Source organism: Saccharopolyspora endophytica (genome assembly GCF_018070075.1).
GTDB lineage: Bacteria > Actinomycetota > Actinomycetes > Mycobacteriales > Pseudonocardiaceae > Saccharopolyspora > Saccharopolyspora endophytica.
In genome coordinates this window covers 453,995-466,416 of sequence record NZ_JAGPXE010000004.1, presented here as the reverse complement: position 1 = coordinate 466,416, position 12,422 = coordinate 453,995, and the positions used below count along the sequence as shown (strand labels likewise).

At 71.7% G+C, this 12,422-nt stretch carries 10 protein-coding genes; 6 read left to right on the top strand and 4 right to left on the bottom strand.

Translation table 11 applies throughout. The features are described from left to right. The first annotated feature begins 105 nt into the window (after positions 1-105). Together KBO27_RS12745 and KBO27_RS12740 are read left to right on the top strand one after the other, a co-directional pair. Positions 106-834 (top strand): class I SAM-dependent methyltransferase, encoded by a 729-nt coding sequence (locus KBO27_RS12745; RefSeq protein ID WP_210970177.1) that lies wholly within the window; start codon positions 106-108, stop codon positions 832-834. 293 nt (positions 835-1,127) lie between these two features. Then, complete coding sequence (locus KBO27_RS12740) at positions 1,128-1,547, top strand: SCO2097 family morphological protein (RefSeq protein ID WP_132620667.1); 420 nt, start codon at positions 1,128-1,130, stop codon at positions 1,545-1,547. Positions 1,548-1,623: 76 nt separating this feature from the next. Here KBO27_RS12740 and KBO27_RS12735 read toward each other — a convergent pair whose 3' ends face one another. The 3 genes from KBO27_RS12735 to KBO27_RS12725 are packed head-to-tail and all read right to left on the bottom strand — an operon-like array spanning position 1,624 to position 6,156. Beyond that, entirely contained in the window at positions 1,624-3,876 is a 2,253-nt protein-coding gene (locus tag KBO27_RS12735) for a transglutaminase TgpA family protein (RefSeq protein WP_307870384.1), read from the bottom strand. Beyond that, positions 3,873-5,123: a DUF58 domain-containing protein gene (locus KBO27_RS12730; RefSeq protein WP_210970176.1), complete on the bottom strand. Its 1,251-nt coding sequence runs from the start codon at positions 5,121-5,123 to the stop codon at positions 3,873-3,875. Before KBO27_RS12730 ends, KBO27_RS12735 begins: the two co-directional genes overlap by 4 nt. A gap of 1 nt (position 5,124) precedes the next feature. Beyond that, positions 5,125-6,156 (bottom strand): AAA family ATPase, encoded by a 1,032-nt coding sequence (locus KBO27_RS12725; RefSeq protein ID WP_210970175.1) that lies wholly within the window; start codon positions 6,154-6,156, stop codon positions 5,125-5,127. Between the two features lie 509 nt (positions 6,157-6,665). On the opposite strand from KBO27_RS12725, the gene mraZ reads away from it, so the two are divergent. The 4 genes from mraZ to KBO27_RS12705 all read left to right on the top strand — a co-directional run bounded on the left by mraZ (position 6,666) and on the right by KBO27_RS12705 (position 10,881). After that, positions 6,666-7,097, top strand: a complete 432-nt coding sequence (gene mraZ, locus KBO27_RS12720) for a division/cell wall cluster transcriptional repressor MraZ (RefSeq protein ID WP_132620661.1) — start codon at positions 6,666-6,668, stop codon at positions 7,095-7,097. Positions 7,098-7,271: 174 nt separating this feature from the next. Beyond that, positions 7,272-8,306: a 16S rRNA (cytosine(1402)-N(4))-methyltransferase RsmH gene (gene rsmH, locus KBO27_RS12715; RefSeq protein WP_210970174.1), complete on the top strand. Its 1,035-nt coding sequence runs from the start codon at positions 7,272-7,274 to the stop codon at positions 8,304-8,306. Continuing rightward, positions 8,303-9,040, top strand: a complete 738-nt coding sequence (gene ftsL / locus KBO27_RS12710; RefSeq protein WP_210970173.1) for a cell division protein FtsL — start codon at positions 8,303-8,305, stop codon at positions 9,038-9,040. The genes rsmH and ftsL overlap by 4 nt, the downstream gene beginning before the upstream one ends. After that, positions 9,040-10,881, top strand: coding sequence for a peptidoglycan D,D-transpeptidase FtsI family protein (locus KBO27_RS12705; protein WP_210970172.1), 1,842 nt, complete (start codon positions 9,040-9,042; stop codon positions 10,879-10,881). The genes ftsL and KBO27_RS12705 overlap by 1 nt, the downstream gene beginning before the upstream one ends. A 92-nt stretch (positions 10,882-10,973) precedes the next feature. Here KBO27_RS12705 and KBO27_RS12700 read toward each other — a convergent pair whose 3' ends face one another. Further along, positions 10,974-12,311 carry an MFS transporter gene (locus KBO27_RS12700; protein ID WP_307870382.1) on the bottom strand — a complete coding sequence of 446 codons (1,338 nt, stop codon included), beginning with the start codon at positions 12,309-12,311 and terminating at the stop codon, positions 10,974-10,976. Positions 12,312-12,422: the final 111 nt, after the last annotated feature.

Genomic DNA, 12,422 nt, shown 5'->3' with positions numbered 1-12,422 from the left:
ACGGAACCGGCGCCGACATGAGCAGTGCTGGCCGTGTTTTGCCCAGGCGGTCCTGGTGCGGCACGCCGTTGCGGATCTCGGCCCACCCGGCATTACGCTTTCGGCATGAGATCGGACGCCGTCCACCAGGTGCTGGAAACCGAGATCGCCGACGCGGCGCAGCGGCTCGGCCGCCGACCGCGCGTGCTCGACGTCGGCGGCGGCAGCGGCGTGTGGGCGGTGCCGCTGGCCGAAGCGGGCTGCGCGGTGACCGTCATCGATCCCAGCCCCAACGCTCTGGCCACCCTGCAGCGCCGCGCCGAGGACGCCGGGGTCGCCGACCGCGTCACCCCGCTGCAAGGCGACACCGAAGCCCTCGCCGCGCTCAGCCCCGACGGTGGTGCGGACCTCGTCCTCGCGCACGGGCTGCTGGAGGTCGTCGACGACGTCGACGCCGCCATCGCGGCGCTGGCCTCCTCCACCGCCCCCGGCGGAGCGGTGTCGGTGCTGGTCGCCAACCGCTACGCGGCGGTCCTCGCCCGGGCGCTGGCGGGCCGCGTCGGTGAGGCGCTGCGGCTGCTCAACGACGCCGACGGCGTCCTGGACGCGGGGTCGGAGACCCTGCAGCGCCGGTTCGACACCGACGGGCTCCAGCGGTCGCTGAGCGCGGGCGGGTTCACCGTCGAGCTCGTCCAGGGTCAGGGAGCGCTCAGCGACCTCGTGCCGGGCTCGGCCACCGACGACAACCCGCGCACCGCCGACGCCGTCGCGGAGCTGGAGCAGGCGGCGGCCACCCGCTCGCCGCTGCGCGACATCGCCACCAGGCTGCACGCGATCGCCCGGAAGCCCAGCTGAGAACGGGGCGAACCGTGCGGTTTCGGAAATTTCGACGATCGGCCGTACAGGTGACAAAATGATCACCGACCGCGACTACCCAGGGTGCTTCGGCTGATTACCGCTGGTCGTTGACCTCGTGGAAGAAGTCGATCACGGCCCAGATCCGACGATGTCCGCAACGTCGCAGGTTTCCGGTGGCCGGACCGGGTAGTCGTCGCGTCGCTGGAACCGTATCCTCAGTGGTGACGCCCCCAAGCGTTCGCCGGTCGGCAAGCCCGGCGCCACCGAGAACCTGTGCCGGAGGAGGAGTCATGCCACTCTCCGAGCACGAGCAGCGACAGCTCGAGCAGATCGAGCGCGCGCTCTACGCCGAGGACCCCAAGTTCGCCTCCACCGTGCGCGGAGGACGGCTACAACGCCCATCCCGACGTCGGCGTTTGCAGGGCATCGCCGTCTTCGTGCTGGGTCTTGCTCTGCTGGTCGTCGGCGCGGTGATCCCCGCCCTCCGACCGGCGGAGATCCCGGTGTTGAGCGTGGTCGGCTTCCTCGTGATGTTCGGCGGAGCAGTGATCGTCCTGTCCGCGTTGCGCGGTGGCGGCGATGACGCCGAGGCCACGGACAACAACAGCGGCGGCGGGGACAAGCCGAAGCGCGGTTCCGGCCGCGCCTCCGCGCGCGGCTCGCTGGCCCAACGCATGGAGGAGCGCTTCCGCAAGCGCTTCGAGCAGTAGAACCTCACAGCGAAGATCGCCGCCGGGCCCCGCGAGGACCCGGCGGCGATCTTCGTGCGTGCGGGCCGACCCTCACTCAGGACGTGCGCCACGGGGGCAGCGCGGAGCGCGGGAAGAGGCGGGAGCGCAGGTCCAGGGGAGCGTTCTGCTGGAGGCTCGCGGTGATCGCCTTCAGCGTCTCCGGCAGGGTGCCGTCGGCCTGGGATGTGGGTGCGTACCACTCCCGCTCCACGGCCTTGACCAGATGCTTCAGCGCATCGGTGCCCGTGGCGTCCAGGTCGTGGTCCTGGGCCAGCCGATCGGCGAGCTGCCGGGCCGTGTGCGTGTCGCGCGGCTGGTAGCCGCGATCCCGGAACTCGTCCAGCACCTCCCGCCACGCGGTGTCCGCTGCGCCCGCCCGGCCCTCGGTGATCGCCTGGAGGCGCTGGCCGCGCCGGATCTCGCGCACCGCCAGCGGCGTCGCCGCGCCCGCGCAGGCCAGCAGCACGATCAGCACCAGCACCGCCACCGACCACGTGCGATCGGCCGGCTCGCGGCGCTGATCCGGCACGTCGCGGGCGTCGGGCTGGTCGGGCTGCGCCCCGGCCTCGGGCGGGACCGGGGCCCCCGGTGCGGGGGCGGGCTGCGGCTGACCCGGGAGCGGGGCTGCCGCCTGCGGCGGGTGCAGCGCCGTGTCGAGGAACTGCGGCAGCGCCGTGCGGCCGTCGCTGAGCGGCGTCGGGTCGAAGGTCTGCCAGCCCCAGCCGGGGAAGTACGCCTCCACCCAGGCGTGCGCGTCCTCGGTGGTGATGACCTGCTCGGTGCCGTCCTGGTAGCCGGCGGTGAAGCCGACCGCCACGCGCGACGGGATGCCGATCGAGCGCAGCAGCACCGCCATCGACGAGGCGTACTGCTCGCAGAACCCGCGCTTGCCCCGGAACAGGAAGTCGCTCAGCGCGTCCTGGCCGGTCGCGGGTGCCGTGGTCAGGTCGTAGCGGAAGCCGTTGGCGGGGTCGGTGAAGTACCGGTTGAGCGCCACGGCCTTGTCGAACTCGGTGGGCGCGTTCTCGGTCAACCGCCGCGCGAGATCGGTGACCTCCGGCGCGATGCCCGAGGCGTCGACGTAGGCGGGGTCGATCGGCATCGGCCCCCGCGCGGCGCGCAGCTCCTCCGGCGAGGGATCCGGGACGATCACCTGCTGCGTGTAAGGCCGGGTCTCCTGGTTGGTCTGGGTGAACACGATCCCGGCGGCCGGGTCGTACCGCCAGCTCCGGCCCATGCCCGACACCTCGACCGGCGTGCCGAACACCGGCAGCCACGGGTCGCGGTAGCCGATCGGCTGGACCTCGATCCGCTCCGGCCTGCCGCGCCCGATGGTGGTGCCCTCCGGCAGCGGCAGCGGGGCGCTCGCGTCGACGCCCTGCGTCAGGCCGTCGAGCTGCCAGCCGGAACGCGGGTCGAACTTGCGCAGCGTCATCGCGCGCAGGTAGCTGTCCTGCTGGAGCCCCCGGACGCGGAAGAGCTCGACCACCTGGTCGCGGTTGAGCTGGCCGCGCAGGGAGGTGAACGGCTGCAGCCCGATCCCGTCGGTGCCGCCGAACTCCTCGGGCACCGAACCCGGCAGCCGGCCCTCGGTGCCGACCCCGGTGAACACCGAACCGGCCAGCACCGCGATCACCCCGGCCGTGCCCGCGACCACCGAAGTGGTCCGGCCGAACAGCGTGTGGGCGACCCGGTCCGGCTCCTCGTAGCGCCGCCACCTGCGGTGATGGCCGCCGGAGGCGAGCAGCAGCGCGTAGCCGGCACCGCCCAGCGCGAACGTCCACCACGGCAGCATCCGGTCCGACAACGACGCCGGGATCGCGAACACGCACAGCAGCACCAGGCCCGTCACCGCAGGGGTGCCGATGCCCACCGCGATCAGATCCACCAGCAGCGCCACCACGCCCAGGCCCAGGCACACCAGCGCCTGCAGCGGCGGCTCGGCGGGAACCGGAGGCACCCCGGTGCTGATCAACTCCCTGGTGCCGCCCAGCAGCCGGGTCAGCTCGCCGAACGCGGCGGGTCCCGGCAGCACGCCGAGGAACGCGCTGGACCCGGCGAACAGAACGGTCAACGTCACCAGCAGGACGGCCAGCTGACCGGCCGCGACGCCCACGTTCGGCCAGCCCAGGCGCCTGCCCAGCACGCCCGTGCCCACGATCGCGACGACGGTGATCAGCGAGGGCAGCAGCCAGCGCAGGTCGGCGAGCACCCCGGCGAAGGCCGCCGAGGCGCACATGACGGCCACCGCTCCCGCCGCGGCGGCGACCAGCGAGGTGTCGAGGGAACCGGTCCTGTCGGTGCTCACTGCATCATTCCCGCGGTGTCGCCTGCCCTGGTCTGCCCGCACAGCTCCCGCCACACCTCGGTGATCGGGGTCCGAGGGCCGTCGGCCACCACGACGGTCCAGCCCGCCGCGCGCAGCCTGCGCGCCGCGTCGTCCACGTCGTTGCCTGCGCCGTCGCCGTTCCACGACCGGACCGCGAGCAGCACCGCGATGCTGCGGGTCTCCTGCGGGCGGAGCTTGGTCAGCTCCGCGACGGCCGCGGTGGTGGTCTCGCCGAGCACCGCGATGAGCTCGTGCCCGTCGCCGGGGTCGCGGCTGCACTCCAGGTCGCGCTGCGGGGAGGGGCGCACGGCGGCCAGCGAGTCCAGCAGCGCCTCGTCCCGACCGCCGTCGTCGCCGCCGATGTTGCGGGTCAGCGGATGCCCGTCCTCGGTGACCAGGCGGACCTGCTGCCCGTGCTGGGCCAGGTGCAGGCAGATGCTGGCGACCGCGGAGATCGCCCACTCGACGCTGTTGTGCGCGCCGTTGCCCCGGTGCGCGGCCGAACGCCGGTCCAGCAGCACCGTGACACCGCCGTGCCAGGGCCGTTCCTCCACCCGCACCATGAGCTCGTCGCGTCGCGCGGTGGACTTCCAGTGCACCCGGCGGATGTCGTCGCCCTGCCGGTACTGGCGGACCATCGCGTCGTCCTCGCCGTGCCCGGCGCGCAGCCGCGCGGTGCCGTCCTCGCCGGTGCCCAGGCCGGATCCGGCGGGCAGCCCGGCCAGCTCGACGACCTGCGGCGTCGCCACCATCCGGGAGCGCCCGGCCAGCTCGCGCTCGAACTGGGCCAGCCCGAACGGATCGCCGATCCAGGTCCGCAGCGGTCCGATGTGGTGGATGCCGCGCAGCGCCGGGATCACCGGGTAGGTCAGCACCTGGCCGCCGTGGCGGGGCACGATCGGCAACCGGAACCGCGGGCGGCCGCCCAGCGCGTGCGGGGTGCCGTCCTCCAGGACCAGCCCGTCGGCGGGAAACCGGCCGCTGCCGCTGATGTGCAGCTGCACGTCGGCCCGCGACCCGACCTCCACGCGCGGCGGATCGATCACCCGACGGGCCGCGACGCCGAACCTGACCTGGCCGGACAGCGCCAGCGCCAGCAGCGGCAAGGCGATCACGAACGCCGAGACCCGCAGCAGGTCCCGCTCGTCGAGGACCAGCGCGCAGATCCCGGCTGCCACGCCCGCGGCCAGCAGGCAGCGGCCGCGGATGGTCAGCCCGGACAGCATGTCAGCCTCGTTCGTCGTGGGTGTCGCCGCGCGGCACCGGGATGCGCTCCAGCAGCTGCCGCACCAGGTCGGTCGCCGAGCGGCGGGCTGCGCGCGCCTCGCTGGTCAGCACCAGCCGGTGCGCCAGCACCGGGACGGCCACGGCCTGCACGTCGTCGGGGATGACGAAGTCGCGGCCGGCCAGCGCGGCCTGCGCGCGAGCGGCCCGCACGAGCTGCAGCGTCGAGCGCGGCGAGGCGCCCAGGCGCAGCTCGGCGAGGTTGCGGGTCGCGGTGACCAGCTCGATCGCGTAGCGGCGGATGTCGGTGGAGGTGTGCACCTGGGAGACCACGCGCAGCAGCTCCTGCACCTCGGTGGCGTCGGCGGCCGGGCGCAGCTGGCTCAGCGGGTCGTGCCCGGAGTGCTCGTCGACCATGGCCAGCTCGGCCTTGGCGTCGGGGTAGCCGATCGACACCCGCGCGGTGAAGCGGTCGCGCTGGGCTTCCGGGAGGGCGTAGGTGCCCTCCATCTCGACCGGGTTCTGCGTCGCGATGACCATGAACGGCGAGCCGAGCGCGTAGGTGGCGCCGTCGACGGTGACCTGCTGCTCCTCCATGCACTCCAGCAGCGCCGACTGGGTCTTCGGCGAGGCGCGGTTGATCTCGTCGCCCACCACGATGTTGGCGAACACCGGGCCCGGCCGGAACTCGAAGCTCTCGGTCTGCCGGTTGTAGATGGACACGCCGGTGATGTCGCTGGGCAACAGGTCCGGGGTGAACTGGATGCGGCTGACGGTGCAGTCGATCGAGCGCGCGAGGGCCTTGGCCAGCGAGGTCTTGCCCACGCCGGGGACGTCCTCGACCAGCAGGTGGCCCTCGGCGAGCATGGTGACCAGCGCGATCCGGACCACCTCGGGCTTGCCGACGAGGACCTGCTCGACGTTGGCGGCGATGCGCTGGATGGTCCCGTGCACGTGATCGATGCCGGGCGCGGCGGTGACGGCCCCATCGGTCGTTGGTCCGACGGCACCGGTCAGCTGGGTTTTCGGCGTCACGCCACCTCCTGGATTGCGCCCTCCCGGTCATGTCTGGCCCGCAGACCGGGGGTGCCGGGAGGACACCCGGACCGGGCCGGCGGAGCCGGAGGCGGCACTGCCCCCACTTCACCCCACCACCGATGCCCGGCGGCTGCCGGACATCGAACGGACTGAGCATAACCGCCCGCCCGACTAGTTGATCTACACGCGTGCTGACCGGCGGTTTTCGCGAATTTCCCACTCATCGTGGCTGGTGGACCGGCGGTGGTGCGTGGTGGGGTGGGGACGCGGCGGCGCCCCCGTTTTCCCCCACTCCGCCCCCACGGCGCACTACCTGCGGAAACAGCGGTGATCTCGCTGGGGTGAAGGGGGCGTTTCGTGTTGACGGTGGAGCGGAGTGGGGTACTGTGGGGCGCGGTGGGGCAAAAGGGGGTCCTGCTGCCTTCGTCGGCAGTTGACTCCGCGTCGGTTCGGCGCGGGGACCAGTCGTCGGCAGGGGCGATCCGGGCCGGGGGAGGTGGACCGGGATGTTTCTCGGCACCCATCACCCCAAGCTCGACGACAAGGGGCGCTTGACGCTGCCGGCGAAGTTCCGGGACGCACTGGCGGGGGGTCTGATGGTCACCAAAGGTCAGGACCACTGCCTCTACGTCTTCCCGCGCGACGAGTTCGAGCAGATGGCGCGCAAGGTCGCCGAGGCTCCGTTCACCAACGAGGCGGTTCGCGCCTACCAGCGGTACCTGTTCGCCGGAACCGACGAGCAGCGGCCCGACGGTCAGGGGCGGATCTCCATCGCACCGGAGCTGCGGCGCTACGCGGAACTGAACAAGGAATGCGTGGTCATCGGCGCGATCACCCGCCTGGAGATCTGGCAGGCGGAGAGGTGGCAGAGCTACCTCGACGAGCACGAGGAGGGCTACGCCCAGGCTCGCGAGGAGGTGCTGCCCGGCGTGTTCTAGGCGTGACGGTCGGGTTTCGTGAGGCCTCGGTCCGCTCGGCTTTCGCCTCCTGGTGCATCTTCCCCGGTACCAGGAAGCGACGGGCGGGCGGGGACCTGACGGGATCCGGCGCAAGAGGGGGATCAACGCTGCGACGGTCGGTGCGCACTGCTGAGTGCGCGCCGATCGCTGGTTATGAGCAAGAACGGCACGCGGGAGGGAGGGACCGCAGTGGCCGACAAGCCGCATGAGACGGGCGGTTCCGCCCGCGACAAGCACGTGCCGGTGCTGTTGGAGCGCACGCTGGAGCTGCTCGCGCCTGCGCTGTCCCGGGGCGGGGCGGTGGTCGTCGACGCCACGCTGGGCATGGGCGGGCACTCCGAGGCGATGCTCGCCGCGCACCCGGGGCTGACGCTGGTCGGGCTCGACCGCGACCCGGACGCGCTGCGCTTGGCGGGCGAGCGGCTGGCGCCGTACGCCGACCGGATCCACTTGGTGCACGCGGTCTACGACGAGTGGGACCGGGTGCTCGCCGAGCTCGGACTGTCCGCTGTGGACGCCGCGCTGTTCGACCTGGGCGTGTCCTCGTTGCAGCTGGACGAGGCCGAGCGCGGTTTCGCCTACGCGCAGGACGCGCCCCTGGACATGCGGATGGATCCCGGTGCGCCGCGCACCGCCGCCGATGTCCTCAACACCTACGCGCACGAGGACCTGGCGCGGGTCCTGCGGGTCTACGGCGAGGAGAAGTTCGCGGGCAAGATCGCCTCGGCGATCCTGCGCGAGCGCGACAAGGAACCGTTCAGCAACAGCGCACGGCTGGTCGAGCTGCTCTACAACACGGTCCCGGCCGCCAGCCGGCGCACCGGAGGGCACCCGGCCAAGCGCACCTTCCAGGCGCTGCGGATCGAGGTCAACGCCGAGCTCGCCGTGCTGGAGCGGGCTCTGCCCGCGGCCATGGAATCGCTGGCCGTGGGCGGCCGGATCGCGGTCATGTCCTACCACTCGCTGGAGGACAAGATCACCAAGCGGGAGTTCGCCGATCGCGTGAAGTCCCGCACCCCGGTCGACCTGCCGGTCGAACTCCCCGGGCACGGGCCGGAGTTCCGGCTGCTCACCCGGGGTTCCGAGCAGGCCGGTGAGGACGAGAGAGAAACCAACCCCAGGGCGGCTTCGGTGCGGCTGCGCGCCGCCGAGCGGATCCGCGGGGGCAACGGCGAGGAGGCGACATGACTGCACCTGCACGTGCCAACGCGGCTTCACGGACCGACAGCGCCCAGGCCGAGACCGTCGAGAAGACCCGCACGGCGCCTCAGCCGACGGGGTTGAAGCCGCCGTCCAAGAAGGCCGACAAGCGCCGCACCCGCTCGGCCGCCGCCGAGCGCGCCTACGCGCGTCGTGAGGAGCGCCGCGAGCAGTCGGCCCGGCGCCCGCGCCAGGTCCGGCAGGGCATCGACGAGCGGCGTCCCGTCGCGGCCATGCCGCGCGCCAAGCAGCTGGTGCACGAACGCGTTTCGACGCTGGCCCGGCTGCCGCTGGTCGTCGTCGTGATGGTCGTGCTGGCCACCGGCCTGGCGTCGACGCTGTGGCTGTCGATCTCGGCGGTCAGCGGCAGCTACCAGCTGCAGGAGGGCGAGTCCCGGGTCAACGCGCTCAACGAGCGCAAGGAGCAGCTGCAGCGCGACGTCAGCACGATGGGTTCGACGCCGGAGATCCAGCGCCGCGCCGAGCAGGAGCTGGGCATGGTCAAGGCCCCGGCTCCCGCGCACCTGGTGCCGCAGCCGGACGGTTCGGTCGTGGTCGTCGGTGAGCCGGAGAAGGCCACCGCGCCGCCACCGCCGCCCGCCCCGCCCGCGCCTCCGGCCGTGCAGGGTCAGGCGGTCGTGCCCGGCCAGCCGGTTCCGCCGGCGACCCCGCAGACCGCGCCGCAGCAGAACCCGGCCCAAGCGCAGGCGATGGGGCGCTGATGCCGCGCAGGCCCCAAGCACGAGGTCGCACCGCCCGCACCAACGTCGCCGGAAGCAACCGGCGGTTGTTGGTCGGGCGGTTGCTCATGGTGATCGCGCTGCTGGTCACCGGCGCCAAGCTGGTCCAGGTGCAGGGCGTGGAAGCCGGTGCGCTGTCCAGCCAGGCCGAGAAGCAGCGGATCACCAAGGACGCGATCCCCGCCGAACGCGGGTCCATCGTGGACCGCAACTCCAACGTGCTCGCGTTCTCCAGCGAAGCGCGCCAGCTCTACGCCAACCCGCGCCAGCTCACCCAGGCCTTCGACGAGCAGCACGCGAAGGACCCGAGCAAGCCGACGTCGGTGCAGCACAAGCAGGACATCGCCCGGTTCATCGCCAAGACGCTGCCCGGCCAGATCACCGAGCAGGAGGTGCTGGACGCGCTGTTCAAGGACGCCGCGTTCACCTACTTCGGCCCGGAGATCGATCCGAGCCAGGCCAACCTGATCACCGAGAAGTACCCGCACATCGGCGCCGAGTACCGCGCCACGCGCGAGTACCCGGCGGGCAACCTGGCGGCCAACGTCATCGGCGCGGCGAACTGGCGGATGGACGAGCGCAAGGTCCAGGGCCAGATCGGCCTGGAGCTGGCGATGAACAAGGTCCTCGCCGGTCGCAACGGCACCAAGGTCTCCGACACCGCGATGGGGTCGAGCCTGGTCATCCCCGGCACCGAGCGGGAGCTCGAACCGGCCACCCCCGGTTCGGACGTGCAGCTGACCCTGGACTCCGACCTGCAGCACATGGTGCAGCAGGCGGTCTCCGACTACGCCGTGCGCGCGGGCGCCAAGAGCGCGAGCGCGGTGGTCCTCGACGCCAAGACCGGCGAGGTCTACGCGCTGGCCAACGACAAGACCTTCGACCCGCGCGGCCCGTGGGTCGGCAACCTCGGCAACCCGGCGGTCACCACGCCCTTCGAGCCCGGTTCGGTCAACAAGCTGATCACCGCGGCGGGTGCGATCGAGCAGGGCGTGATCAAGCCCGAGACGGTGCTGCAGGTCCCGGGCAGCATCGAGGTCGCCGACCGCACGGTGGGTGATGCCTGGGAGCACGGCACCATCGGGCTGACCTTCACCGGCGTGCTCGGCAAGTCCTCCAACGTGGGGACGCTGATGGTCGCCCAGCAGCTCGGCGAGCAGCGGTGGTACGACCTGGCCAAGGCGTTCGGGCTCGGCAAGCTGACCGGCATCGGCCTGCCCGGCGAGAGCGCGGGCAGCCTGCTCCCGCGCGAGAAGTGGTCGGGTTCGACCTTCGCGAACCTGCCCATCGGGCAGGGCCTTTCGATGACCGTGCTGCAGATGGCGGGCATGTACCAGGCGATCGCCAACGACGGCGTCCGCGTGCCGCCGCGCATCATCGACGCCGAGATCGCTCCGGACGGCACGCGGATCGAACGGCCGCGCCCGGAACCGGTCCGGGTCGTGAGCCCGCAGACCGCGCACACCGTCAAGGACATGCTGCGCTCGGTGGTGCAGAACGGTCCTGGCAGCGCCAACGACGGCACCGGCCCCGCTGCCGCGATGCCGGGCTACCAGGTGTCGGGCAAGACGGGTACGGCGCAGCAGATCGACCCCGAGTGCCGCTGCTACAGCCAGTCGAAGTACTGGATCACGTTCGCGGGCATGGTCCCTGCGGACGATCCGCGGTTCGTGGTCGGCCTGATGCTCGACGCCCCGTCCGGCTCCCGCGAATCCAGCTCGGCGGCACCGCTTTTCAACACCATCGCCGGTTCCCTCACCCAGCGCTACCAAATCCCGCTGTCCAAGGAACAGGCCCCGCTGCAGACCCTGCAGACCCCCTGAGCGAAGCCTCCGACCGGCTCTTCCCCTTCACGGGGGAGAGCCGGTCGTTCGTGTTGGGAGGGCCTTTCGGCGATCTTCCGCGGGAGCTCGGGTCAGTTCGGGTTGAGGTTCTTCGGGGTTCGGGTGGCCTGCGGAGGGGTGTTTCGAGCGGGGTCTTCGGATTTCGTGAGGGTGAGGAAGAGGGTCGCTGCGGCGAAGCCGCAGAGGGCCAGGAGGTAGAGGCCCGCGGCGTCGGAGTCGAGGGTGGATTCGATCCAGGTCTTGGCGACCGGGGCGACGAAGCCGCCGAGGTTGCCCAGCGAGTTGATGAGGCCGATGCCCGCCGCGGCGGCGGTTCCCGTCAGGTAGGCGGCCGGGAAGGTCCAGAAGACCGGCTGCACGGCGATGTAGCCGGCCGCTGCCACCGACAGGCCCGCGATGGCCAGGACCGGATTGCTGAAGGCTGCGGAGGCCGCGATGCCGACCGAACCGACGGCGACGCAGGCGGCTGCCACGTAGCGCTTCTTCGGTTGGGGCAGGCGGTCCGCGGCCGTGTTGACCACGATGTTGACCACCAGCGCCACGGTCCACGGGATCGCCGTGACCAGCCCGACGAGCAGCCCGACCTCGCTGCCCACGGCTTCGGACACCTGCGTCGGCAGGTAGAAGGTCATGCCGTAGACGCTGCACTGGATCAGGAAGTAGATCAGGCAGAAGTACAGCACCCGGAGGTCCACCAGGGCCGAGAGCAGCCGGTGCGGTCCCCGCTTCGCCTCGTCCTCGGCGTCCAGCGCGGCTTGCAGGGTCGTGCGCTGCTCCTCGGTGAGCCACGTGGCGTGGGCGGGGGAGTCGTCGAGGTAGAAGAACGCCCACACGCCGACGACGCAGGCGATCAGGCCCTCGACGGCGAACATCCACTGCCAGCCCAGGAATCCGGCCGCGCCGTCGAGCTCCAGCAGCGCGCCCGACAGCGGTGCGCCGAGCACCGAGGCCAGCGGGATGCCGAAGTAGAACAGCGCGTTGCAGCGGGCGCGGTAGGCGTGCGGCACCCAGTAGGTGATGTAGAGGATCACGCCGGGGAAGAACCCGGCTTCGGCCACGCCGAGCAGGAAGCGCAGCAGGTAGAACAGGAACTCGCTGTTGACCAGCGACATCGCCGCCGAGATGAGTCCCCAGGTGACCATGATCCGGCACATCCACCAGCGGGCGCCGACCCGCGTCATGATCAGGTTGCTGGGGACTTCGAACAGCGCGTAGCCGATGAAGAACAGTCCTGCGCCGAGCGCGTACGCGGCCTCCGAGATCCCGGCGTGCGCCTGGAACTCCTCCTTGGCGAAGCCGATGTTGACGCGGTCCAGGAACGCGATGACGTACATCAGGAACAGGAACGGGATCAGTCGGACCATGACTCGCCGCACCGCTGTGCGCAGCGCCGGGGCGTCGGATCGCACCGTGCCTCCTCGGTGATGTTCGGTATGTCGAACGTTGTTCGTGATGTGGATCACGAGAGTAGGAGTGCCGCTCGGCGACGTCAACGGCCCTGTTCGAAATGGCAACCGCTG

What these genes read in the sequence shown, in the direction of transcription:
- KBO27_RS12705 (WP_210970172.1), top strand. Translation starts at nt 9,040, where the DNA reads ATGCCGCGCAGGCCCCAAGCACGAGGTCGCACCGCCCGCACCAACGTC.
- KBO27_RS12740 (WP_132620667.1), top strand. Translation starts at nt 1,128, where the DNA reads ATGCCACTCTCCGAGCACGAGCAGCGACAGCTCGAGCAGATCGAGCGC.
- KBO27_RS12730 (WP_210970176.1), bottom strand. Translation starts at nt 5,123, where the DNA reads ATGCTGTCCGGGCTGACCATCCGCGGCCGCTGCCTGCTGGCCGCGGGC.
- ftsL (WP_210970173.1), top strand. Translation starts at nt 8,303, where the DNA reads ATGACTGCACCTGCACGTGCCAACGCGGCTTCACGGACCGACAGCGCC.
- KBO27_RS12745 (WP_210970177.1), top strand. Translation starts at nt 106, where the DNA reads ATGAGATCGGACGCCGTCCACCAGGTGCTGGAAACCGAGATCGCCGAC.
- rsmH (WP_210970174.1), top strand. Translation starts at nt 7,272, where the DNA reads ATGAGCAAGAACGGCACGCGGGAGGGAGGGACCGCAGTGGCCGACAAG.
- mraZ (WP_132620661.1), top strand. Translation starts at nt 6,666, where the DNA reads ATGTTTCTCGGCACCCATCACCCCAAGCTCGACGACAAGGGGCGCTTG.